Below are 25054 nucleotides of genomic sequence, written 5' to 3' on the forward strand. Positions count from 1 at the left end.
AGGCAGTACCCGCCATGCGAGATCCGCTGTCTCTCGTCACCGACGCCTTCACTGCCCTCCTCTTCGGCAAGGTGGAGACCACCCGGCTGCCCGTCCGCACCTCCACGGGCCAGGCCCAGGCCGTCTACCTGCCGACCGCGGCTCCCGGCCTCGGCGACTCCGGCGTGATCATCGGGCGCGAGGTGTACAGCGGCAAGGGCTACATCTACGACCCCTTCCAGCTGTACGGACAGCAGCTCCCGGCTCCGCACTGGCTGGTGCTCGGCGAGTCCGGCAACGGCAAGTCGGCCCTTGAGAAGACGTACGTACTGAGGCAGTTGAGGTTCCGCGACCGTCAGGTCGTCGTGCTCGACGCGCAGGGCGAGGACGGCGTCGGCGAGTGGAACCTCATCGCGCGCGAGCTGGGGATAACTCCCATCCGGCTCGACCCGATGACCGCGATGGACGGCGGCATCCGGCTCAACCCGCTGGACCCGGCGATCACGACGACGGGCCAGCTCGCGCTCCTTCGAACGATCATCGAAGTTGCGATGGGACACGGCCTGGACGAACGATCGGGTTTCGCTCTCAAGGTGGCGCACGCATACGTGAACACCACGATCACGGACCGCCAGCCGGTCCTGACCGACATCGTCGAGCAACTCCGCCACCCCGAGCCCGAGTCGGCCGAGGCGATGAACGTCGACATAGATGACGTACGGGCCTGGGGCCTGGACGTCGCCCTGGTCCTCGACCGCCTGGTGGACGGCGACCTGCGCGGCATGTTCGACGGCCCGACGACGGTGGGCATCGACCTGGATGCCCCACTGATCGTCTTCGACCTTTCGCACATCGATCGAAATTCGATCGCGATGCCGATCCTGATGGCGATCGTCGGTGTCTGGCTGGAGCACACCTGGATCCGCCCCGACCGGAAGAAGCGCATCTTCCTGGTCGAGGAGGCGTGGCACATCATCAACAGCCCGTTCGTGGCCCAACTCTTCCAGCGCCTGCTGAAGTTCGGCCGCCGCCTGGGCCTGTCGTTCGTGGCGGTGGTCCACCACCTGAGCGACGTGGTGGACGGAGCCGCGGCAAGGGAAGCGGCAGCGATCCTGAAGATGGCCTCGACCCGCACCATCTACGCGCAGAAGGCGGACGAGGCAAGGGCAACGGGCAGGGTATTGGGCCTGCCCCGCTGGGCAGTGGAAATCATCCCGACCCTCACCCCGGGCATCGCGGTATGGGACGTAAACGGCAACGTCCAGGTCGTAAAACACCTGATCACCGAACGTGAACGCCCCTTGGTCTTCACGGACCGCGCGATGACGGAATCGGCGGCAACGGACGACATCCTGGCCTCGGAGCTGGACTCCCAGCTCGAATCGGAAGCAGAACGCCGGGCAGCACTGGTGGAGCAACACCTGTCCGCCGAGGGCACGGTGGCGTGAGGTGAGCGGAGCGGGCACCCCGAGAGGCGACCAGCGCGGCATCCCGGACGGACTCCTGGTGGGCCTGCTGGCCTTCCTCCTGGGCCTGACGGTCCTGGTATGGACAGCCACGGGCCTGGGGGGCCTCTTCACCCACGGAGCCTGGCCCCCCGCCGTATCGTTCACCCACAGCCCCATGGCCCTGCGCTCCCTGGCCACGTCCCCCCACGACCTACCAGCCGCCTGGCCGGACACCCCGCCGAACTCCCTCTCGGGCTACGGCCTGTTCTGGGGCCTGCTGATCGGCGAGCTGATGATCCTCGTCGTCCTGACGATCTTCGTGCTGGGAACGTTTACGCGGTGGCGGGCGGTCAGGGCGAGATCGAGGGCCGTCGCCGCATCCGCCCCGGCCGTGGCCACACCCCCGGAGTCCCCCCACGCTGTGGGCAGTCGTTCCGCAGGGCGATCGGGGTCTCCCCTGGCCGAGCGGAGCCGAGACCTTGAGGAAGGGTGGGCACCGCGAACCCCGCCCGCCGGAACCCCGGACATCGCCCCCGACCCCGCTGATCCGGTCGCACCCCACCCCGCACAACCCTCCGGCCCCGGGTACGAACAGCCGACCCGGCCCACCCCGGTGGAACACGTCCCCACCCCTCGGGTGGAACAGCAACCCCGCCTACTCTTCGGCCCCCCAGAAACAAGAAGACCCAGAGCCCTACAGGCAATCCAAGACGCCGAGGGCGCAGCCCTGATCGTCACGTCGGACCCCACCCTGTGGGCAGAGACAAAGGACGCCCGAGCCAAGCTCGGTCCCGTACACGTCTACGACCCGACCCACCGCTGCGACACCCCCGCCAGACTCCACTGGTCCCCCACAGCCGGCTGCGAAGACCCAGAGGTCGCCGCCGCAAGGGCAACAGCACTGCTCGCCCCCGTACGCCCCCAGGCCCGCGTGGACGCCGCCATGGCGGACACCGCGGAGACCCTCCTGCGCTGCTGGCTGCACGCCGCCGCCCTGGAGAGCCGCGACGGCAAGGCGACGAAGCAGCTGCACCTGCACCGCTGGGCCCAGGGAACAGCGATCCAGGACGCCGTACGCATCCTCCGCACGCACCCCAAGGCGCAGAGCGGCGGCGCAGGACTCCTGGAGTCCGCCCTCACCGCCTACCCCGAACGCCGGGAAATCGCCCAGGAGTTGACGGCCCGAGCCCTCGCCTGTCTCTCTTCGATCCACATCCGCGACGCCTGCACACCAAACCGAGCAGATTCGCTCGCCCTGGAATCATTTGTGAACGAGGGGGGCACCCTTTATGTGGTGGGTGAAGCCATCGAGAACCCCCGGTCCCATCCCGCCGCGATGCCCCTGCTCACGGCACTCGCCTCAGACGTGGTCGAGCGCGGCCGCCGCATGGCCGAACGGTCATCTGACGGTCGCCTCGACCCACCAATGACGCTCGTCCTGGACGACGTCGCGGCCGTGGCTCCGCTTCCCCGGCTTCCGGAGCTGCTGTCGACCGGTCAGGACCAGGGCATGCCGCCCCTGGTCCTGCTCCGCTCCCCCGAACAGGCGCGAGCCCGCTGGACCGAAGCACTGACGTAATCGCAGAGCCGCAAGGAATGCAGGAGCAAGGGATGCGGGAGTACGGCTACGGCCGCACAACCTCCATCTCGATGTCGTGGCAGCCGTCGCCGGACAGCAGCGCGGTGACCCTGGTCGGTACGAAGCCGATCTTCCGGTAGAAGCCCTGGGCACATGCATTGTTCTCGTGCACGAAGAGCCGAACCCGGTTCACCCGCGGTTCCTCCAGCGACCAGGCCCATTCCATCGCGGAATGAACCGATACTGGCGGAACGCGAAAAAGCCCCGCACCGTGATCCGTGTATACGGACCTGGTGCGGGGCTTTCCCCACAATTTGTTCGGCGGCGTCCTACTCTCCCACAGGGTCCCCCCTGCAGTACCATCGGCGCTGAAAGGCTTAGCTTCCGGGTTCGGAATGTAACCGGGCGTTTCCCTAACGCTATGACCACCGAAACACTATGAAGTTGAACACCGGAACCCACCGAAACCAGGGGTTCTCACGGCTGTTCATTGCTTCAGAACAAACACAGTGGACGCGAGCAACTGAGGACAAGCCCTCGGCCTATTAGTACCAGTCAGCTCCACCCGTTACCGGGCTTCCACATCTGGCCTATCAACCCAGTCGTCTACTGGGAGCCTTACCCCATCAAGTGGGTGGGAACACTCATCTCGAAGCAGGCTTCCCGCTTAGATGCTTTCAGCGGTTATCCTTTCCGAACGTAGCCAACCAGCCATGCCCTTGGCAGGACAACTGGCACACCAGAGGTTCGTCCGTCCCGGTCCTCTCGTACTAGGGACAGCCCTTCTCAATATTCCTGCGCGCGCAGCGGATAGGGACCGAACTGTCTCACGACGTTCTAAACCCAGCTCGCGTACCGCTTTAATGGGCGAACAGCCCAACCCTTGGGACCGACTCCAGCCCCAGGATGCGACGAGCCGACATCGAGGTGCCAAACCATCCCGTCGATATGGACTCTTGGGGAAGATCAGCCTGTTATCCCCGGGGTACCTTTTATCCGTTGAGCGACGGCGCTTCCACAAGCCACCGCCGGATCACTAGTCCCGACTTTCGTCCCTGCTCGACCCGTCGGTCTCACAGTCAAGCTCCCTTGTGCACTTACACTCAACACCTGATTGCCAACCAGGCTGAGGGAACCTTTGGGCGCCTCCGTTACTCTTTAGGAGGCAACCGCCCCAGTTAAACTACCCATCAGACACTGTCCCTGATCCGGATCACGGACCGAGGTTAGACATCCAGCACGACCAGAGTGGTATTTCAACGACGACTCCACCATGACTGGCGTCACGGCTTCACAGTCTCCCACCTATCCTACACAAGCCGAACCGAACACCAATATCAAACTGTAGTAAAGGTCCCGGGGTCTTTCCGTCCTGCTGCGCGAAACGAGCATCTTTACTCGTAGTGCAATTTCACCGGGCCTATGGTTGAGACAGTCGAGAAGTCGTTACGCCATTCGTGCAGGTCGGAACTTACCCGACAAGGAATTTCGCTACCTTAGGATGGTTATAGTTACCACCGCCGTTTACTGGCGCTTAAGTTCTCAGCTTCGCCACACCGAAATGTGACTAACCGGTCCCCTTAACGTTCCAGCACCGGGCAGGCGTCAGTCCGTATACATCGCCTTACGGCTTCGCACGGACCTGTGTTTTTAGTAAACAGTCGCTTCTCGCTGGTCTCTGCGGCCACCCCCAGCTCAGAGTGCAAGACTCATCACCAGTTGTGGCCCCCCTTCTCCCGAAGTTACGGGGGCATTTTGCCGAGTTCCTTAACCATAGTTCACCCGAACGCCTCGGTATTCTCTACCTGACCACCTGAGTCGGTTTAGGGTACGGGCCGCCATGAAACTCGCTAGAGGCTTTTCTCGACAGCATAGGATCATCCACTTCACCACAATCGGCTCGGCATCAGGTCTCAGGCTTCATGCTGTCCGGATTTACCTGGACAACGCCCTACACCCTTACCCCGGGACAACCACCGCCCGGGCTGGACTACCTTCCTGCGTCACCCCATCGCTTACCTACTACCACCTTGGGTCGACGGCTCCACCACTTTCCATTCCCCGAAGGGTCCGGAACGGCTTCACGGCCTTAGCATTAATGGGCTCGATACTGGGCGTTTCAAAGCGGGTACCGGAATATCAACCGGTTGTCCATCGACTACGCCTGTCGGCCTCGCCTTAGGTCCCGACTTACCCTGGGCAGATCAGCTTGACCCAGGAACCCTTAGTCAATCGGCGCACACGTTTCTCACGTGTGTATCGCTACTCATGCCTGCATTCTCACTCGTGAACCGTCCACCACTAGCTTCCGCTGCAGCTTCACCCGGCACACGACGCTCCCCTACCCAACCCAACAGGCGTTGGCCCTATTGCTGGATTGACACGACTTCGGCGGTACGCTTGAGCCCCGCTACATTGTCGGCGCGGAATCACTTGACCAGTGAGCTATTACGCACTCTTTCAAGGGTGGCTGCTTCTAAGCCAACCTCCTGGTTGTCTCTGCGACTCCACATCCTTTCCCACTTAGCGTACGCTTAGGGGCCTTAGTCGATGCTCTGGGCTGTTTCCCTCTCGACCATGGAGCTTATCCCCCACAGTCTCACTGCCGCGCTCTCACTTACCGGCATTCGGAGTTTGGCTAAGGTCAGTAACCCGGTAGGGCCCATCGCCTATCCAGTGCTCTACCTCCGGCAAGAAACACACGACGCTGCACCTAAATGCATTTCGGGGAGAACCAGCTATCACGGAGTTTGATTGGCCTTTCACCCCTAACCACAGGTCATCCCCCAGGTTTTCAACCCTGGTGGGTTCGGTCCTCCACGACCTCTTACAGCCGCTTCAACCTGCCCATGGCTAGATCACTCCGCTTCGGGTCTAGAGCGTGCAACTCAAACGCCCTGTTCGGACTCGCTTTCGCTACGGCTTCCCCACACGGGTTAACCTCGCTACACACCGCTAACTCGCAGGCTCATTCTTCAAAAGGCACGCAGTCACGACGTTGTACAAGTACTCAACGCGACGCTCCCACGGCTTGTAGGCACACGGTTTCAGGTACTATTTCACTCCGCTCCCGCGGTACTTTTCACCATTCCCTCACGGTACTATCCGCTATCGGTCACCAGGGAATATTTAGGCTTAGCGGGTGGTCCCGCCAGATTCACACGGGATTTCTCGGGCCCCGTGCTACTTGGGTGTCTCTCAAACGAGCCGTTGATGTTTCAGCTACGGGGGTCTTACCCTCTACGCCGGACCTTTCGCATGTCCTTCGCCTACACCAACGGTTTCTGACTCGCCTCACAGCCGGCAGACTGTGAAAGAGAGATCCCACAACCCCGCATGCGCAACCCCTGCCGGGTATCACACGCATACGGTTTGGCCTCATCCGGTTTCGCTCGCCACTACTCCCGGAATCACGGTTGTTTTCTCTTCCTGAGGGTACTGAGATGTTTCACTTCCCCTCGTTCCCTCCACATACCCTATGTGTTCAGGTACGGGTGACAGCCCATGACGACTGCCGGGTTTCCCCATTCGGAAACCCCCGGATCAAAGCCTGGTTGACGGCTCCCCGGGGACTATCGTGGCCTCCCACGTCCTTCATCGGTTCCTGGTGCCAAGGCATCCACCGTGCGCCCTTAAAAACTTGGCCACAGATGCTCGCGTCCACTGTGCAGTTCTCAAACAACGACCAGCCACCCATCACCCCGAACCAACCGGTTCGAGTGCACTGGGGCCGGCAACCGAAGACACAACCTTCACGGCCGCACCTTCAGACACCCAACAGCGTGCCCGGCCCTCCCGTCCGTACCCGACCCGCGTTCCACGCTCCGAAGAGCAGTACTTGCGGCCCGAACCGGCCGAGAGCGCCGAATAGTCAACGTTCCACCCATGAGCTGACCGTGCAGGACACTTGCCTGCAGACGGTGCTGTGCTCCTTAGAAAGGAGGTGATCCAGCCGCACCTTCCGGTACGGCTACCTTGTTACGACTTCGTCCCAATCGCCAGTCCCACCTTCGACAGCTCCCTCCCACAAGGGGTTGGGCCACCGGCTTCGGGTGTTACCGACTTTCGTGACGTGACGGGCGGTGTGTACAAGGCCCGGGAACGTATTCACCGCAGCAATGCTGATCTGCGATTACTAGCAACTCCGACTTCATGGGGTCGAGTTGCAGACCCCAATCCGAACTGAGACCGGCTTTTTGAGATTCGCTCCGCCTCACGGCATCGCAGCTCTTTGTACCGGCCATTGTAGCACGTGTGCAGCCCAAGACATAAGGGGCATGATGACTTGACGTCGTCCCCACCTTCCTCCGAGTTGACCCCGGCAGTCTCCTGTGAGTCCCCATCACCCCGAAGGGCATGCTGGCAACACAGAACAAGGGTTGCGCTCGTTGCGGGACTTAACCCAACATCTCACGACACGAGCTGACGACAGCCATGCACCACCTGTATACCGACCACAAGGGGGACACCATCTCTGATGTTTTCCGGTATATGTCAAGCCTTGGTAAGGTTCTTCGCGTTGCGTCGAATTAAGCCACATGCTCCGCTGCTTGTGCGGGCCCCCGTCAATTCCTTTGAGTTTTAGCCTTGCGGCCGTACTCCCCAGGCGGGGAACTTAATGCGTTAGCTGCGGCACCGACGACGTGGAATGTCGCCAACACCTAGTTCCCAACGTTTACGGCGTGGACTACCAGGGTATCTAATCCTGTTCGCTCCCCACGCTTTCGCTCCTCAGCGTCAGTAATGGCCCAGAGATCCGCCTTCGCCACCGGTGTTCCTCCTGATATCTGCGCATTTCACCGCTACACCAGGAATTCCGATCTCCCCTACCACACTCTAGCCAGCCCGTATCGAATGCAGACCCGGGGTTAAGCCCCGGGCTTTCACATCCGACGCGACTGGCCGCCTACGAGCTCTTTACGCCCAATAATTCCGGACAACGCTTGCGCCCTACGTATTACCGCGGCTGCTGGCACGTAGTTAGCCGGCGCTTCTTCTGCAGGTACCGTCACTTGCGCTTCTTCCCTGCTGAAAGAGGTTTACAACCCGAAGGCCGTCATCCCTCACGCGGCGTCGCTGCATCAGGCTTTCGCCCATTGTGCAATATTCCCCACTGCTGCCTCCCGTAGGAGTCTGGGCCGTGTCTCAGTCCCAGTGTGGCCGGTCGCCCTCTCAGGCCGGCTACCCGTCGTCGCCTTGGTAGGCCATCACCCCACCAACAAGCTGATAGGCCGCGGGCTCATCCTTCACCGCCGGAGCTTTCAACCCCCCACCATGCGGTGGAAGGTGTTATCCGGTATTAGACCCCGTTTCCAGGGCTTGTCCCAGAGTGAAGGGCAGATTGCCCACGTGTTACTCACCCGTTCGCCACTAATCCACCCCGAAGGGCTTCATCGTTCGACTTGCATGTGTTAAGCACGCCGCCAGCGTTCGTCCTGAGCCAGGATCAAACTCTCCATGAATGTTTACCCGTCATCGGGTGCACACATCACGTAAGAGCGGGACGGAACCACCGGAATAAGGCGGCCCGTCCACAGCGTCCTCGCTGTGTTTGTCGCCACCCACACCTCAAACAAGGAGGCGGGTGGACTTTTCAAAGGAACCTCGATCCGCCGGAGCGGATACGGGGTTGTCAATCTGGCGTTGACTTTTGGCACGCTGTTGAGTTCTCAAGGAACGGACGCTTCCTTCGTACTCACCCTCGCGGGCTTTCCTCCGGGCGCTTCCCTTCGGCATTTCGTGTTCCCGACTCTATCAGACTCTTTCGTGTCCGATTTCCTCGGCGCCTTTCCGGTTCTCCCTCTCGGGTTTCCCTTTCCGGCGGTTCCGACTCTATCAGATCCTTTCGGCCCTGATTTCCGGTCTCCCGGAGCCAAGTCGGCTTGTCTTCCCGGCTGTTGGGCCGTTCCGACTCCCGAACTCTAGCGGATTTTCCCGGCAACCCGTAATCGGGTCTTCCGGGCCCGATCGAAATGAATTCGGCATGCCGAAAACACTCCCGGTCGGGAGGTCGTGCTGAGTTGGGTGGCCGCAGAATCTGCGGCGGATGGTTGTTGCAGAACCGTATCGGCTCCGCGACAACTCGAAGAACCTTACGGATCGGGCAGGGGGGTGTCAACCCCGGCCCCGGCTCCTGTCCACTGGTTTTTCCGTCGAGGTCGGTCGAGCGGGGTCAGTCGAGGTCGGTGAGGCGTCCGCCCGCGTCCGGCTGTGCGTGCTCCACCCGGCGGAGCAGGCGGATCAGCATCTCGCCGAGGAGGCCGCGCTCCTCGGCGGACAGGTCCTGGAGGAGGTCCTCCTCAAAGTCGCTGGCCATGCGCATGGCCTCCAGCCACTTCGTACGGCCCTCGTCCGTCAGCTCGACGATGACGCGCACCCGGTTGTTCTCGTCGCGGTCGCGCGTGACCAGGCCTTCGCCGGCCATGCGGTCGATGCGGTGCGTCATCGCGGCCGGCGTGAGGCCGAGGCGCTTGGCGAGTTCGCCGGGGCCCAGGCGATAGGGCTCGCCCGCCAGGAGCAGGGTCTTGAGGACCTCCCACTCCGCGTTGCTGATGCCGAGGGCGGCGACCTGGCGGCCGTACGCCACGTTCATCCGGCGGTTCAGGCGGCCCAGGGCCGAGACGACCTTTTCCACCTGGGGGTCGAGGTCGCGGAACTCCCGCTGGTACGCGGCGATCTGCTCGTCGAGGGTCGGCTCCTGGGGGCCGTCGGGCTCGGCGGGCTCGGTGGTCTCAGCCATGTCGCGAGTATGGCACGGGGTCCGTTGGCGTCTAAGTCCTTGAGTGTGTATTGTTAAGGATCTAATTTTAGTGTTGAAGTCTTCAGAACTGAGCCCTTCAGGTTCAAGTCCTCCAAGCTTCTAGACCCCAAGGTGGTGAAGTGTGACCAAGGCGATGGGTGCTGCGATGCGCCGGATCCAGGCAGGTAACGCGCTGAGCGCGTTTGGACTCGGGTTCACCGTTCCGTACCTCTATGTGTACGTGGCTCAGGTGCGGGATCTGGGTGCGACCACGGCCGGCGTCGTGCTCGCCGTCTTCGCCATGGCCGCGCTTGTCGTGCTGCCGTTCACCGGCCGCGTCATCGACCGGCGCGGTCCGCTGCCGGTGCTGGTCGGTGCCGCGGTGCTGGCCTCGGCCGGCGCGCTGAGCATGGGCTTCGCCTCCAGCGTGCCCGCCGCCGTGGCCTCGGCCGCGCTGCTCGGCGCCGGGACCGCCGTCATGCAGCCGGCGCTCGCGACGATGATCGTCTGGTGCTCCGGTCCGGCCACCCGCACCCGCGCCTTCGCCATGCAGTTCTTCCTGCAGAACCTCGGGCTCGGCATCGGCGGGCTCATCGGCGGCCAGATCGTGGACAAGAACCGCCCCGCCACCTTCACCCTTCTCTTCTCCATCGAAGCGGTGATGTTCCTGGTGCTCGCCGGGATCGCCGCCTCGGTGAAGATGCCGGGCTCGGCAGTCCTCTCGGACGCGCGTCCCAAGGGTGAGCAGAGTGCTGCCGGCGGGATCCGCACGATCCTCGGGCACCGGGCGATGGTGCAGCTGTGCGTCCTTGGCTTTGTGCTGTTCTTCGCCTGCTACGGGCAGTTCGAGTCGGGTCTTGCCGCGTACGGCACCGAGGCCGCCGGGATCCAGCCCTCCACGCTCGGGATCGCGCTGGCCGCCAACACGGCCGTCATCGTGGTCGCTCAGTTCCGGGTGCTGAAGTTCGTCGAGCGCCGGCGCCGCAGCCGCGTCATCGCGTCGGTCGGTCTGATCTGGGCCGTGGCCTGGATCGTGGCCGGTTATGCCGGGCTCGGGCACGGCAGCCAGGCGATGGCGACCGCCGCGTTCGTCTCGACGTACGCGCTCTTCGGGCTCGGTGAAGCGATGCTGTCGCCGACCGTGGCGCCGCTGGTCGCCGATCTGGCGCCGGAGTCGATGGTCGGGCAGTACAACTCGGCGTTCGCGCTGGTCAAGCAGCTCGCGCTGGCCGTCGGTCCGGCGGTGGGCGGGCCCATGGGGGCCGCGCTGCACGGCCCGTACATCGTGACGTTCGTGCTCTTCTCGCTCGGGATCACCTTCCTCGCGCTGCGGCTCGGCAAGGGGCTGACGCTCGCGCAGGACCATCCGATGCTCGCGGCCAAGTCGCGCGTGGTCGCGGTGCACAAGCCCGAGCAGGAGCCCGCCAACGCCTAAGCGGGCAGCGCGAACTCGCACCACACCGCTTTGCCGCCGCCCGGTGTGCGGCGCGAACCCCAGGACGAGGCGATCGTCGCGACGATCGAGATGCCTCGTCCTGCTTCGTCCCCGGGGTCGGCGCGGCGGCGGCGCGGCAGGTGGTCGTCGCCGTCGGTGACCTCGATGATCAGGCGGCGGTCGGTGCGGCGGAGCCTGAGGCGCATCGGCGGGGTGCCGTGCTGGAGCGAGTTGGCCACCAGCTCGCTCGCCGCGAGGACGCCCAGGTCGCGCAGCTCCACCGGGAAGCGCCAGGAGGCGAGGACGCCGGAGGCGAACGCCCGGGCGCGCGGGGCCGCTTCGATGCCGCCGAGCAGGTCGAGCGCCGCGTTGTGGAAGAGCTCGGCGGCAGGTCCCGTGCGGGCCGGGTGCTGGCAGACCAGGACCGCGACGTCGTCGTCGTGTTCCGCGGTGACGCCGAGCGATCGGATCAGGCGGTCGCACACCACCTGCGGCGTGCCGACCGCGCCGGACAGCGCCCGCTCAAGGGCGGCCACTCCCTCGTCGATGTCCTCTCCCCTGCGCTCGACCAGGCCGTCCGTATAGAGGACGGCGGTCGCGCCGGGCGGCAGGGCGATCGTGCCCGAGGTGTGGAGCCAGCCGCCGGTGCCGAGCGGGGGGCCCGTCGGGTCCGCGGCGCGGTGGACGGTGCCGTCCTCATGGCGTACGAGAACGGGCAGGTGGCCCGCCGACGCGTACACCAGGCGGCCCTCGTTGGGGTCGTGCACGGCGTAGACGCAGGTGGCGATCTGGCTGGCGTCGATCTCGGCGGCCAGGCCGTCCAGGAGCTGGAGCACCTCGTGCGGGGGCAGGTCCAGGCGCGCGTACGCCCTGACCGCCGTGCGGAGCTGGCCCATCACGGCGGCGGCACGCACCCCGCGGCCCATCACGTCGCCGATGACCAGGGCGGTGCGGCCCGCGCCAAGGGTGATCACGTCGTACCAGTCGCCGCCGACCGCCGCGTCCTTGCCGCCGGGCTGGTAGGTGGCGGCCACCCGCAGGTCGTCGGGCTGTTCCAGCTCCTGCGGGAGCAGGGAGCGCTGGAGGGTGACGGCGGTCTCGCGGTGGCGGCGCTCGCTCGCGCGCAGCCGCTCGGCGGCCTCGGCGTGGTCGGTGACGTCGGCGGCGAAGACGAGCACGCCGCCCTCGGCGTGGCCGGGGATCTCGACCGGGCTGCACGTCACGGTGTACGAGCCGGCGGCCTGCGTCTTGCGGGACTTGACCGTACGGGGCTTGCCGCTGCGCAGCACCTGGTCCATCAGCGGGAGCAGGCCGAGCTCGTCCAGCTCGGGCAGCGCCTTGGCGGCCGGGGCGCCCAGCGGGCGGGGGCCGAAGGCCGCGGCGTAGGCGTCGTTGACGTACGCGATGCGGTGCTCGGGGCCGTGCAGGAGCGCGACCAGGGCGGGGAGCTGGCCGAGGATGTCGCGCACGGAGAGGTCGTCGAGGGCCGGGGCCTCGGCCGTATCGTCCGGCCAGGGCTGCGGCCCGGATTCACCGCGGGCCGCGGGCACGGAGCCCCGGTCGGCGCGGTCGGTCCGTGCTGCGGCGCGGCGCGGCGTACCGGGGAGCCGGGCGCTCCAACGCGTGAAGTTCACGGTGTTCCAAGCCTCGTGTGTTGCTGCGGGTGCTGTGCTGCCGGTCCTTGTGCGGTGCTGGGTCGCTGGATCACTCTGTGCAGGTGTGGGCCCACCTATGGTCACACGCCCAGTGTGACGGACCGCACTGACAACCGTCAGTTCTCCTGCGGGGCGGGGCCCTTGGCGGGCGGGCCGCCGCCCGCCGCGATCTCGAACTCGGCGCGCGGGTGTTCCAGCGAGCCGAGCGAGACGATCTCGCGTTTGAAGAGCCCGGCGAGCGTCCATTCGGCGAGCACGCGGGCCTTGCGGTTGAACGTCGGGACGCGGCTCAGGTGGTAGGCGCGGTGCATGAACCAGGCCGGGTAGCCCTTGAGTTTGCGGCCGTAGACGTGGGCGACGCCCTTGTGCAGGCCGAGAGAGGCGACCGAGCCGGCGTACTTGTGCCGGTACTCCTTGAGCTCTCCGCCCCGTAGGGACGCCGCGACGTTCTCGGCCAGGACCTTCGCCTGGCGGACGGCGTGCTGGGCGTTGGGCGCGCACTCCTTGCCCTCTCCCCCAGTGCCGAAAGCCTGGGAGGGGCCCCCAGCGGTCACATCGGGTACGGCGGCCGCGTCGCCGGCCGCCCACGCGTGCTCGGTGCCCTCCACGCGCAGCTGTGCCGTGCACTTGAGGCGGCCGCGCTCGTTCAGGGGCAGGTCGGTGGCGGCGAGGATCGGGGCGGGCTTGACGCCGGCGGTCCACACGACGGTGCGGGTGGGGAAGCGGGCGCCGTCGCTGAGGACGGCGACCCGGTTCTCGCAGCTGTCGAGCCGGGTCTCCAGGCGTACGTCGATGTTGCGGGCGCGCAGCTCGCGGATCGCGTACCGGCCCATCTCCTCGCCGACCTCGGGCAGGATCCGGCCGCTGGCCTCGACCAGGATCCACTTCAGGTCCTCGGGCCGGATGTTGTGGTAGTACCGCGCCGTGTAGCGGGCCATGTCCTCCAGCTCGGCGAGCGCCTCGACGCCCGCGTAGCCGCCGCCCACGAAGACGAAGGTGAGGGCCGCGTCGCGGATCGCGGGGTCGCGCGTCGAGGAGGCGATGTCCATCTGCTCGATGACGTGGTTGCGCAGGCCGATGGCCTCCTCGACGGTCTTGAAGCCGATGGCGTAGTCGGCGAGGCCGGGGACGGGCAGGGTGCGCGAGATCGAACCGGGCGCGATGACGAGTTCGTCGTACGCCAGCTGGATGGCGCCGGTGCCGTCCTCGGGTGACGCGAGGGTGGTGACGGTGGCGGTGCGCTTGGTGTGGTCGACGCTGTCGGCCTCGCCGATGACGATGTGGCACTGGTCCAGGACCCGGCGCAGCGGAACCACGACATGGCGCGGGGAGATGTTTCCGGCCGCCGCCTCGGGCAGGAACGGCTGGTACGTCATGTAGGGGTCGGGGGTGACCACGGTGATCCGGACGGCGCCGCTCTTCAGCTCTGCCTTGAGCTTCCGTTGCAGGCGCAGCGCCGTGTACATCCCGACGTATCCGCCGCCGACCACGAGAATGCGCACAGGTTCTGTCACCACCCCATGACGCAACGGGCCCCGGGCTTTGTCCACAGGCCCGGCAAATTGTGTGACTGGAGGGAACTGCTGTGGCGGGTGGCTCATTCTTCGCGCCGCGATGAGAGATGCGCAGGTCAGAGGATGAGTGACACGTGATGGTCCGGGTCCGATTCGGTCAGGTTTCGGTCCTTGGTCCGATCGGGGGGCACACCGTGCGGAAGAACCTCTTCTGAATTGACTCCGGCTCAACTATGTTCGTATCCCGTCGGGGTGTCGGGTTAGGGACCGGTCCCCGGCTGTCAGGGCGGGGAGTCTCCGGGGGGAGACGTTATTACCGGGGGATAAATGCACATTCAGGACTCTCATTGGCAGACCGCCGTCGCAGCTTCCGACGGAAACGGTCGCGTGGGCACGGGTCCGGGCGCGGGCGGATCGCGTTCCGCGCCGCTGCGGGTGGATGCCCAGCGCAATCTTGAGCACGTGCTGCGCGCGGCACGTGAGGTGTTCGGCGAGCTCGGCTACGGGGCGCCGATGGAGGACGTGGCGCGCCGGGCCAGGGTCGGTGTGGGCACCGTCTACCGGCGGTTCCCGAGCAAGGACGTGCTGGTGCGGCGGATAGCCGAGGAGGAGACCTCGCGGCTGACCGACCAGGCCCGCACGGCGCTTGGCCAGGAGGAGGAGCCCTGGTCGGCGCTCTCCCGCTTCCTGCGCACCTCGGTCGCCTCGGGCGCCGGGCGGCTGCTTCCGCCGCAGGTGCTGCGGGTCGGCGTCGACGCCGAGGAGACCGACGGCGTACGTCCCGAGGGCCTGCGGTCCAACGGCGTGCGGGACGGGCTCGACGAGGCGCGGGTGCCGCAGCAGCGTCAGGTGGGCCTCGCCGAGCAGGGCTCCAGCTGGGGCCGGGTCATCGAGCAGCGCACGGCGCCCGAGGCGGAGCTGGACGACGCGGGGGCGGCCGAGCTGCTCGACGTGGTCGGGCAGTTGGTGGACCGGGCGCGGGCGGCCGGTGAGCTGCGCGGTGATGTGACCGTCGCCGATGTGCTCCTGGTGATAGCCACCGCGGCGCCCTCACTGCCGGACGCCACACAGCAGGCCGCGGCCTCGTCGCGGCTGCTCGACATCCTCCTTGAGGGGCTGCGCTCGCGGCCGTCCTGAGGATCAACTCGCCTTCGCAGAGCGCCAGTTGGGGTGTGCGGCGACCGCTCCCGAGCCTTCGAGTCTTCCCCGATCGGGTGACGGGTAGTGCTCGGGTGCGGCAAGTCGCCCCGGATGAGTGGTTGCCGGTCCTGAGACTCGGCTCCACTTGAGCTCTGTGGCACGCTTGCCCGGTGTTCGGGTCTGAGCGTGCTTACAGGAGCTTCCGCGATGGGCGTTGAAGAGCGGGACGAGTCGCGCTCGGGCGGCGGCGGTCCGGAATCCGGCGGCCCTGACGGCGGTCTTCCGCCGCGCCAGGTGCCGAGCCAGGGCGGCCCCGGCGGCGGTTCGCCGGGCGGGCCCGCACCCATTCCGGGACAGCCCCGCGGGGATTCCGGTTCCGAGTCCGCCACTGAGTTCGGCGGGACCGTGCTGCCCGGGCCCTGGGGGCCCATGGACGGCGTCGGGGAGCCGGGCGCGACCGTGCCGCCGCAGCGCGAGGGCGGCCTGCGCGACGGCGCGGCCCTGGGGATCGCCGAGGCCGGACAGTCCGACGCCGACCTCATCCACGCGATGCGGACCGGCGACGACAGCGCGTACGAGGAGCTGTTCAGGCGCCACTCGGACGCGGTGCGGCGCTACGCACGCAGCTGCTGCCGCGACGCGTACACCGCCGACGACCTGACGGCGGAAGTCTTCGCGCGGACGCTTCAGGCGGTACGCGGCGGGGCCGGGCCCGAATACGCCGTGCGCGCCTACCTGATGACCACCGTGCGCAGGGTCGCGGCCTCCTGGACGCGGACCGCCAAGCGGGAGCAGCTGGTCGACGACTTCGCGGTCTTCGCCCAGCAGTCCGCGCGCTCGGCCGAGGTGTCCGACGACGACACCATCGACCTCGGCGCCGACGTACGGGCCATGCACGAGGCCGAGCAGACCCTCGCCATGCAGGCGTTCCGCTCGCTGCCCGAGCGCTGGCAGGCGGTGCTGTGGCACACCACCGTCGAGGAGGAGTCGCCCAGCGAGATCGCGCCGCTGTTCGGGCTGACCGCCAACGCGACCGCGGTGCTGGCGAGCCGGGCCCGCGAGGGCCTCAAACAGGCCTATCTCCAGGCCCATGTCTCCAGCGCGCTGACCTCCGGCGGGGACTGCGCCCGCTATGCCGACCGGCTCGGCGCGTACGCGCGGGGCGGGCTGCGGATGCGGGCCGAGCGCGGGCTCAGCAGGCATCTGGACGAGTGCGCGAAGTGCCGGGTCGCGGTCGTCGAGCTCCAGGACGTCAACGCCGGGATTCCCGCGCTGCTTCCGGTCGCGGTCATCGGCTGGTTCGCCGCGGGGTTCTCGCTCAAGGCCGCCGGAGTGGTGGCGGGTGGCGCCGCCGGGGCCGCGGGCGCGGGTGCCGCCGCCGCGGCTACGGGCGGCAGTTCGTCGGGCGGTACGGCGGGGGGTGCCGCGGCCTCCGAGGGGCTCGGCGCCCCGGCCAAGGCCGGCATCGCCGCGGCGGTGGCCGTCGCGGTGGCGGCGGGTCTCGTGTTCGCGCTGACCGGCCACGATGCGCCGCCGGCCAAGCCCGACGCCAAGCCGCCCGCGGTGGTGCCCGTCGTACCGCAGAAGCAGCCGCCGCCCTCGCCGCCCGAGGCCCCCGCGCCGAAGCCCCCGCCCCCGGCTCCGCCCGCGCCGGAGAAGCCGGCGGCCCGGCCGACGCCGCCGAAGCCGACGCATCCCCGGCCCACGCCGCCCCGGCCGGTGCCGCCGCCCAAGCCGACCCCGCCGAAGCCGACGCCGCCTCCCCCGCCGCCGCCCGCGCCGACCGTGTTCCAGGTGAACCGGCTGCAGTACGGCGTTCTCGGCGACGGCACCAAGCCAGAGGTGCGGCTCGGCGAATCCAGCTGGCTGTGGCAGCGCTCGGGCATGCGCATCGGCGAGCACCGGTATCCGCACGGGGTGACCGTGCACGGCCGGTCCTCGGTGACCATCGACCTCAACCGCCAGTGCCGTACGTACGACGCGTACGCGGGCGTGGACGACCTGACGATGGGGCTCGGGGCGGTGCGGTTCTCGCTGTACGGGGACGGGGCGAGGCTCTGGCAGTCGCCGGCGGTCCACGGCGGCGACCCGGCGGTACCGGTGCACGCCGACATCTCGGGCCGCAGGACGATCCGCCTCGTCGTCGAACCGGCGGGCCCGTTCGGAGGCTCGACGCTGGCGGACTGGGCCCAGTCGGAGATCAGCTGCGGATAGTTCCGTACGGGGCGCGGGCCCGGGTCAGCCCCCGGTGACCGTATCCAGGACCGGCGGGACCTCGGCAGGGGTCAATACCGCTCCGGCCGCCCGTTCCGCCCCGGACTGCTCGGGCGTGAGCGCACGCCGGGCCCGTGCCGTGATGGAATCCTCCATCGCCTGCTCCGGCACGGACCGCGGGATTCCGGCACGCCAGGCCGTGGCCGCCGCCAGGACCCGTACCGCGAGCCCGTGCTCGTCGAGGTCGGCCAGGAACTGGGCCGCGCGCCCGGCGAGGTGGGCCAGGACGATCTCGGTGCACTCGGCGGCGGCCGCCGTGCGCAGGGCGTCCGCCATGGCCCGCAGGCCTGGGAGCGGGCCCGACTCGGCGGCGGTGATCCGGGCGCCGAGCGCGTCGAGCAGCGCGGCGAAGTGCGGGGGCAGCGGGCCCGTCATGGCGAGTGCGACGGCCTCTTCGCGCAGGGCGCGGGCGGCGGCGGGCTCGCCCCGGTCGAGGGCGATGGTGGCGAGCAGTGCGTGGATGTACGGAGTGGCGTCGCCGACCCGGTAGCGGTCCGCCTCCGTGGAGGCCTCGGCCAGGGACTTCTCGGCGGCGTCCAAGTCGCCGCTGCGGTAGGCGAGTTCGGCGACCCGGGCGATGAGGAACGGCGCCTCGTGGTGGGCGCCCACCTCGCGGGCCAGTTGCAGCGCCTCCTCGTAGGCGGGCCGGGCCTGCTCGGGGCGGCCGCGCATCATCGCGGCCTCGGCGGCGGCGCTGGCCACCTGGGCACGCATCCAGCGGTCGCCCACGCGGCGGCCGAGCTCGCGCAGTTCGGCGAGGTCGTCGTCGATGCCCGCGAAGCCGCCGGGCGTGTCGATGGCCATGTGCGTACGGAACATCAGGGCCACTCCGGTCGCCCAAGCGTCGCCGTGGCGGCGGCAGTTGGCGACGACCGCGTCGATCGACTCGCGCACCAGGGCCGGGGTGTCGGTGAAGAACGTGGTGAACGGCCAGAGCAGTCCCGGGAAGCGGGCCGACTCGGGCCCGCCGGCCTCGAAGGCCTTCCGGAGCTGGACGAGGCGGTCCTGCACGACCGGGCTGTCGAGGCCCTCGCGGGGGTTGGCGTCGGAGAGCAGGAAGAACCGGAGCAGATCGAGGTGGAGCCGCGGCCAGTAGCGCGGGTCGGACCCGTCGGCGGGCGCGGGCGAGAGCTCCGCGACGGCGAGGCCCCAGGCGGCTCCCTCGGTCCGGTAGTTGCGCAGCCACCAGAACCAGCCCATGGCGAGGGCGAGTTCGGTGGCGGCCACCTCGTCGGCGGTGGGCGGAGTCGTCGTGCGGCGCAGTACGGCCCGGATGTTGTCGAGCTCGGTCTCCAGGCGGCCGATCCAGGGGAGCTGCTCGCGCGAGCGGACTCTGGGTTCGGCACGGCGGGCGAGCTCGCGGTAGTACGCGGCGTGGGCGTCGGCGGCCTCGCGCAGCGCCTCGGGGGTCTCGGCGGCGCGCTCGGCGGCGTACTCGTGGATGGTCTCCAGCATGCGGTAGCGCATGCCGGTGCCGTCGGGCGCGGGGACCGCGATGACCAGGGACTTGTCGACGAGGGCGGCCAGGTCGTCGGTGGCGCCGCACACCGCCTGGGCGGCGGCGAGGTCCCAGCCGCCGGCGAAGACGGAGGCGCGGCGCAGGACGGCGCGTTCGGGTTCGTCCAGGAGGTCCCAGGACCAGTCGACGACGGCCCGCAGGGTCTGCTGCCTCGGCAGTACGGTGCGGCTGCCGCTGGTGAGCAGACGGAAGCGGTCGTCGAGCCGGTCCGCGATCTGACGAGGTGTCAGTACGCGGAGTCGCGCCGCGGCCAGTTCGATGGCGAGCGGGAGTCCGTCCAGGCGGCGGCAGATCTCGGCGACTGCCTCGGGGTCGACGTCCGGGTCGAAGTCGGGGCGTACGGTGCGGGCGCGCTCGGCGAACAGACGGTGGGCCGGGATGGGCGGCAGCGGCTCGACCGGGCGGACCGCCTCGCCGGGCACGCCGAGCGGTTCTCGGCTGGTGGCGAGGATGCGGAGCCGGGGACAGCGGGTAAGGAGCGTCTCGGCGAGGAGGGCCGCGGCGTCGATGACGTGCTCGCAGTTGTCGAGGACGAGCAGGGTGTCCGGGCGGCGGGAGAGGTCCTCGACCAGGCGGGCGGTCGGGTCGTCGTGGCCGGGCGCCTGGCCGGCCTGGGGCAGCAGGATCGTCTCGCGCAGGCCAAGGGCGGAGACCACGGCGCCGGGGACGGCCTCGGGGTGGTCGAGCGGTGCGAGTTCGACGAGCCAGGCGGCCGCTTCCGACCCCGCCGCCGCCTGTTCCGCGAGGCGGGTCTTGCCGGTGCCGCCGGGGCCGGTGAGCGTGACGAGCCTGGAGCCCGCCAAGTCCGCCCGGATCAGCGCCAGTTCGGGCTCGCGGCCGACGAAGGAGGTCAGTCGGCGGCGGAGGTTGCCTTCGCCGGGGCGGGGGGCTTCGGCGGGGCGCGCAGGTGCGGCCTCCAGCAACTCCGTGTACAGGGAGGTCAGTTCGGGGCCGGGGTCCGCGCCGAGCGACTCGGCCAGGGTGCGGCGGGCCTTCTCGTAGGCGGCCAGGGCGTCGGCCCGGCGGCCCTCGTTCCTCAGCGTACGGATCAGCTGGGCGTGCAGCGTCTCGTCGTACGGGTGCGAGGCGAGCAGCTCCGTCAGTTCGGGGAGCAGTGCGCTCGTGGCGCCTCGCCTCAGGTCGGCCTCGATGCGGTTGCGCTGTGCGGCCAGGCGCTGGGCTTCGGGGCGTACGGCCGCGTCGCGTTCGGGGAGGTCGTTCAGGGCGGGGCCGCGCCACAGGGCGAGGGCTGCGCGCAGGGTCCGGGCGGCGGACTCCGGGTCGCCCCCGGCCAGCTGGGCCGCGCCCTCTGCCGCGCGGTCCTCGAACTCGTACAGGTCGATCGCGTCGCGCGGGGCCGTCAGGCGGTACCCGGCGGGGCCGGACTCCACGGCTTCTCTGCCGAGGGTGCGGCGGAGCCTTCCCACCAGGGCCTGGAGGGCCGCGGGGGCGTCCTGTGGGGGATCGCCCGCCCATACGTCGTCGATCAGAGTGGGTACGGGTACGGGGCGGGGGGTGCGCAGCGCAAGGGCGGTCAGCAGGGTGCGCAGCCTCGGCCCGCCGAGGGATATGGCGGTGCCGTCGTCGTCGTGCGCCTCGGTGGCGCCCAGGATCAGGTACCGCACGGTTGCCATTTTGACCTAGCCTCCCCCGTTGAAGCACGGGGATTCTCCGTCCGCCCTCGGCTCGTGTCGTGAGCCGGGGCCACGGTGTTTCCTGGTTCCTCCCGGCAGGTGCCGGGGTTGTGCGCGCTGCCGGGCGGCTGCCTGGTCTTACGTGCGCTCCGCAGGCGTTTACCTCGCTCGTTGCCGGGCGAGGGCCCCAGGTCCTGGGGTGGGTGGTTCTGTTGTGCCGACCGCGAGGATGCGGCGGCCTTCGTAGCGGACGTTCTTGCCCGCGTCCCAGTCCCGGTCGTGCCGGGTGCCGCAGCTCGGGCACGTCCATATGCGAACGTTGAGCGGCTTGGGGCCGTCCCGGTAGCCACAGGCTGAGCAGATCTGAGAGGAGGGGAAGTGCCGGTCGACCTTGGCGAATGAGCGGCCGCGCCGGATCGCCTTGTACTCCAGCATCTGCACGAACTGTGCCCAGCCTGCGTCGTGCACGCTCTTGGCCAGACGGGTTCGCACCAGTCCCCGCACGTTCAGGGTCTCGGTGAAGACGGCTTGGTTCTCGCTCGTCAATCTGTGAGACCACTGGTGGTGGAAGTTGCGGCGTGCGTCGGCGACCTGGGCGTGTGCGCGGGCTACCCGGGTGCGGGCCTTGTCCCGATTGCTGCTGCCCTTCTTCTTCCGCGACAGCTCCCGCTGCCGCTTCTTCAGCTTCTTCTCCGCCCGCCGCAGGTACTTCGGGCTCGCGATGTGCGAGCCGTCCGCGAGGACCGCGGTGGGGGTCCCCCCTGGTCCTCAAGACCTTGGGGGAGCGTCAGGCCGAGGTCGATGCCCTGATCTCCGTCCGTGGGCGGCAGTACATCGGCGGCCCCGACCGGCGCATCCGACAAGAACGCCCGCTCCGGGGTCCTCTTCGCCTGCGTGATCAGGAGTTTGGACAGATCAGCGTTCTTCGGGACCTGCTGATACGGGCCGTGTGCGAGCCGGTGACCGGTACTGCCCAGCAGATTGTTCGACGCCTTCACCGGCCTGACCCGGGCCAGCGCGTCGTTCCAGACCACACGCCGACACCCGAACACCCTGGCCGCACTGATGCACTGGCCGGGCGTCGGGTAGACGCGGTACTGATAACGAAGCTGCACGACCACCACGCTAACGGCCACCACTGACAACGCCCCTTCCCAGACAGGGCATCCGTGCTCCAGCCCAAATCAGACCAGTCTCGAGAAGCCATTCCCTACCGGCATCCGGTGGCGGGGTGTTCCTGTGCGGGGGCATCGGGCGATGCTCGGCCGGGCCGGGCCGAGGCTTTCCCGCCTCTTCCCCCGTTCTGCCCATTGGAGAGGGCTGAGCAGTAGCGGGGCGTTCCTCGCCACCGCCTGCGACGGGCTGGGCTCCGGTGGGGCGAGGACACGGCATCGGCTTCCGCCCCTGATAAGAAGCCGCGTCTCAAGACCGCAACGTAGGCCGTCGAGGCGGAACCACCCCTCCCGCCACCGCCCGCTGCCTCGGCGCTGCCGTGCCCGTCCAGCAGGTGCCCCGGCGGGACAGCAGGCGCCGCAGCCACAGTTCTGTCGAGATCAGGTCTGCCAGGCCGTCCAGGGGGAGGGGGGCGCCTTCGGATGCCGCTCGTAGTGCCTTGCGGATGGTCCGGGCCTCGATCAGGCCCGCGTCCGCGAGCAGCGGGGCTTCGAAGAGGGAGATCAGCGGGTCGGCCGACTGGCGCAGGCCCGCTCTCGCGGCGGCCGTCGAGGGGGCGTGGGACGGGGTGCCCCAGCCGGGGGGCAGGTCGCGGACCCCGGATGCCGAGAGCACCGTACGCAGGATCGCCGCGCGGGCGCCCGGCTGGACCCGCAGGGATTCCGGCAGGGCCCGGCACGCCCGTACCACCTGGTTGTCCAGGAACGGCGCGTGCAGGCGCTGGCTGCGTACCTCCGCGGCCTGCTCCAGGACGCGGTGGTCCGCCGCATAACGGGCGAGCGCGGCCGACGCGCGGGCCTCCCCCGGGCGCTGCGACGGGGCCGGGCGGGTCGCCGAGGCCATCAGGCGAACCGATACTTCGGCGAGTGCTTCCCCGGTCAGCCAGCGGGCCGCCGGGCCGGGGCGCGTCCATGACAGCGCGGCAAGCGAGATCGACAGCGGGCTCGCCGTGTCGTCCAGGCGGGGTGCCCCCCGGCCGTCCGCCGCCGACGCCCGCAGCGCGTCCGCCGCCGATTCGATCCCGGTTCGGTACGGAGTTCTGGCCAGGCGCCGGGCCGCCCTGTAGACCGTCAGGGGGACGAACAACGAATGCGCCGACGGGCCGCCCGCTTTTGCCAGTGCTGTTGCCGGGCGGAGCAGATGGCGGCGCTGACGGTCCATCAACAGGTCGGCCAGGCGCGCCGGATGGGCGTCCAGGACCTGGCGGGCGCCGCTTCCCGTGAAGTGGTCCGCGCTGCCCGACAGCAGGCGGCGGCGGTGGCGCGGGGCCGCGATCAGGGAGGGTCCCGGCTCGTCCGTCAGGGGGCCCTCCAGGTCCGCGTACGGCAGGCACTCCTCGCCTCCCGTCACCACCACGTGGTGCAGGCGGGGGTTGGCCGCCATCGCTCCGGCCCGTTCCAGCTCGGCCTGGCGCCCCGCGCCCGGGACCGTGAGGTCGTTGAAGGTGACGGCCAGGAGGCGTTCGCCCGCGCCCGTGCCGTGGCCGAGCACCGTGCCCGGCACCCCGGGCAGCCCGGCCGCGAGCAGGGCGAGGGTCGCGGAGGCGGGGCCTCCGGAGAGGTCGGCTCCTATGCCGGGGGCCGGGCCCCCGCGGGCGGCGCGCCGCTCGGCCGGGCCCATGCCGGGGACCGGGCCGGGGTCGGGCGGCAGGGTCTCGGGCGCGTGCCGGGGTGCGGTGAGCCTGGCCCGCACCGCCGAGACCAGGGCCTCGCGTACGCCCTCCACCGCTGCGGCGGGCGCCAGTTGCGGCGCGGCCACCGCGAGCGAGGCGACCGGCTCGTACCCGGTGATCTCGCGCGAACCCTCGCGCAGCACGAGCGCGTGGCCGGGCGGGATGCGGCGCACGCCCGCGTACGGGGTGGAGTCGCCGAGCGCCTCGGGCACGTCGGGGCAGGCGAGGAGGGCGGCGAGGTGGCCGATGTCGAGCTGGGCCTCGATGAGGTCGGCGAGCGGAAGTGCCGCCGTTCCGTAGGCCGTTCCGCCCGCCCAGGGGGTGTAGAAGACGGGCCGGGCGCCGGCCAGGTCGCCGACGACCGTGACGCGGCGGGCCACTTGGGCGACCGCCGTGTAGCTGCCGGGCCAGGCGGAGAGGTGGCGCAGCGCGCCCCCGCGCGCGGCGAACAGGCCGACCCTGAGCTCCTCGTCGGTGGCGGCGCAGCAGCCCAGTACCGCGAGGCGGGTGTCGGCTCCGACGCTGACGATGCGGATCTCGTCGGGGCGCCAGTCCCCCACCGCCCACAGCGGATCCGGGTCGCCCCACAGGAGCTGGGCGCCGACGGGATGGACCGTGCGCCCCTCGCCGGGCTCGCCGACGGCACCGGCCGTGCCGTATCCGCCCGGACCGTGGCTGCCCGCGCGGAAGCTTGCGGCGACGCTGCTCCACCCCACCAACCACCGCATCGCGCCTCCACAGGCTGTGGACAACTCGTGGACAACCTCGGGCCGGCCTCGATATGACGACCCGTCAGAATGCTCGGCGCTGGGGCTCAGCACTGGGCTCGCGTACGGGCCGAAGGAGGCCGGGACCCCATGCTGCCACGACAACGGCACCCCGGAGGGGCTACGGGTAGCGGGCGCAAAAAGTGAATGCGCCCCGGCGGGTGGCCGATTGGCGTCGGTCCCGGGATGCACGGGACCGGTCATCGGTGATCGGCAACCGGCTCCGGGGCCCTCATCCCAGGGGCGATATCCGGCCATTCTCGGGACGCGGCGGGCTCGTCACACCGGCCTCCGGAAGCCCTCAACACACAGTCCGGGAGGCGCTGTTCGCCTCCCGGACCGGTCCGCCGCCCGCGGGGATTGAGGCGGCGGTGTCCCCCAGCCCGCTGGATCCATGCAGCGGGCCGACCCACGCACCACACATGGAAGCGCTCCCCTGGAGGACCGGCGAGAGCGCACGGCCGGGCGCACGGCCACACGGCGGGAGCGCGGCGGCGGCCGGTCCCGCCTCACCCCCGGCGCAGCG

13 protein-coding genes and 3 rRNA genes are annotated in these 25054 nt (G+C 69.0%); 5 read left to right on the forward strand and 11 right to left on the reverse strand.

Annotated features, from left to right (window positions below; genetic code table 11):
- Positions 1–14 precede the first annotated feature (14 nt).
- Positions 15–1427, forward strand: a complete 1413-nt coding sequence (locus ACSHXC_RS18350) for an ATP-binding protein (RefSeq protein WP_438292609.1) — start codon at positions 15–17, stop codon at positions 1425–1427.
- A gap of 1 nt (position 1428) precedes the next feature.
- Complete coding sequence (locus ACSHXC_RS18355; RefSeq protein ID WP_438292610.1) at positions 1429–3006, forward strand: type IV secretory system conjugative DNA transfer family protein; 1578 nt, start codon at positions 1429–1431, stop codon at positions 3004–3006.
- A gap of 46 nt (positions 3007–3052) precedes the next feature.
- Here the strand turns inward: ACSHXC_RS18355 and ACSHXC_RS18360 are convergent, their stop codons facing one another.
- From ACSHXC_RS18360 to ACSHXC_RS18380, 5 genes are all read right to left on the reverse strand, one after another.
- Positions 3053–3199, reverse strand: coding sequence for a hypothetical protein (locus ACSHXC_RS18360; RefSeq protein ID WP_438292611.1), 147 nt, complete (start codon positions 3197–3199; stop codon positions 3053–3055).
- Positions 3200–3322: 123 nt separating this feature from the next.
- Positions 3323–3439: ribosomal RNA gene (gene rrf / locus ACSHXC_RS18365) — 5S ribosomal RNA — on the reverse strand.
- Between the two features lie 92 nt (positions 3440–3531).
- Positions 3532–6652, reverse strand: a 23S ribosomal RNA gene (locus ACSHXC_RS18370).
- A gap of 290 nt (positions 6653–6942) precedes the next feature.
- Positions 6943–8468 (reverse strand): 16S ribosomal RNA (locus ACSHXC_RS18375).
- Together the 16S, 23S and 5S rRNA genes form the textbook arrangement of a ribosomal RNA operon.
- A 710-nt stretch (positions 8469–9178) precedes the next feature.
- Positions 9179–9745: a MarR family winged helix-turn-helix transcriptional regulator gene (locus ACSHXC_RS18380; protein WP_438292612.1), complete on the reverse strand. Its 567-nt coding sequence runs from the start codon at positions 9743–9745 to the stop codon at positions 9179–9181.
- Between the two features lie 154 nt (positions 9746–9899).
- On the opposite strand from ACSHXC_RS18380, the gene ACSHXC_RS18385 reads away from it, so the two are divergent.
- The gene (locus ACSHXC_RS18385; RefSeq protein ID WP_438296667.1) at positions 9900–11180 is read left to right on the forward strand and encodes an MFS transporter; all 1281 of its coding nucleotides are present in this window, start codon (positions 9900–9902) and stop codon (positions 11178–11180) included.
- On the opposite strand, the gene ACSHXC_RS18390 is transcribed toward ACSHXC_RS18385, so the two are convergent.
- Together ACSHXC_RS18390 and ACSHXC_RS18395 are read right to left on the reverse strand one after the other, a co-directional pair.
- Positions 11177–12814 (reverse strand): ATP-binding SpoIIE family protein phosphatase, encoded by a 1638-nt coding sequence (locus ACSHXC_RS18390; protein WP_438292613.1) that lies wholly within the window; start codon positions 12812–12814, stop codon positions 11177–11179. The genes ACSHXC_RS18385 and ACSHXC_RS18390 overlap by 4 nt on opposite strands.
- Before the next feature lie 137 nt (positions 12815–12951).
- Positions 12952–14301: an NAD(P)/FAD-dependent oxidoreductase gene (locus ACSHXC_RS18395; protein ID WP_438296669.1), complete on the reverse strand. Its 1350-nt coding sequence runs from the start codon at positions 14299–14301 to the stop codon at positions 12952–12954.
- A gap of 375 nt (positions 14302–14676) precedes the next feature.
- On the opposite strand from ACSHXC_RS18395, the gene ACSHXC_RS18400 reads away from it, so the two are divergent.
- Together ACSHXC_RS18400 and ACSHXC_RS18405 are read left to right on the forward strand one after the other, a co-directional pair.
- A complete protein-coding gene (locus ACSHXC_RS18400) occupies positions 14677–15486 on the forward strand; it encodes a TetR/AcrR family transcriptional regulator (RefSeq protein ID WP_438292614.1) in 810 nt (269 codons plus the stop codon).
- A gap of 210 nt (positions 15487–15696) precedes the next feature.
- A complete protein-coding gene (locus ACSHXC_RS18405; protein ID WP_438292615.1) occupies positions 15697–17703 on the forward strand; it encodes a sigma-70 family RNA polymerase sigma factor in 2007 nt (668 codons plus the stop codon).
- Positions 17704–17727: 24 nt separating this feature from the next.
- On the opposite strand, the gene ACSHXC_RS18410 is transcribed toward ACSHXC_RS18405, so the two are convergent.
- From ACSHXC_RS18410 to ACSHXC_RS18425, 4 genes are all read right to left on the reverse strand, one after another.
- A complete protein-coding gene (locus ACSHXC_RS18410) occupies positions 17728–20907 on the reverse strand; it encodes an ATP-binding protein (RefSeq protein WP_438296670.1) in 3180 nt (1059 codons plus the stop codon).
- A gap of 168 nt (positions 20908–21075) precedes the next feature.
- A complete protein-coding gene (locus ACSHXC_RS18415) occupies positions 21076–21639 on the reverse strand; it encodes an RNA-guided endonuclease TnpB family protein (protein ID WP_438296672.1) in 564 nt (187 codons plus the stop codon).
- Positions 21597–22055: a helix-turn-helix domain-containing protein gene (locus ACSHXC_RS18420; protein ID WP_438296674.1), complete on the reverse strand. Its 459-nt coding sequence runs from the start codon at positions 22053–22055 to the stop codon at positions 21597–21599. Before ACSHXC_RS18420 ends, ACSHXC_RS18415 begins: the two co-directional genes overlap by 43 nt.
- A 283-nt stretch (positions 22056–22338) precedes the next feature.
- On the reverse strand, positions 22339–24489 hold the full coding sequence (locus ACSHXC_RS18425; RefSeq protein ID WP_438292616.1) for an asparagine synthase-related protein: 2151 nt from the start codon (positions 24487–24489) through the stop codon (positions 22339–22341).
- Positions 24490–25054 lie beyond the last annotated feature (565 nt).

This window comes from Streptomyces sp. HUAS TT7, from assembly GCF_051550175.1.
GTDB lineage: Bacteria > Actinomycetota > Actinomycetes > Streptomycetales > Streptomycetaceae > Streptomyces.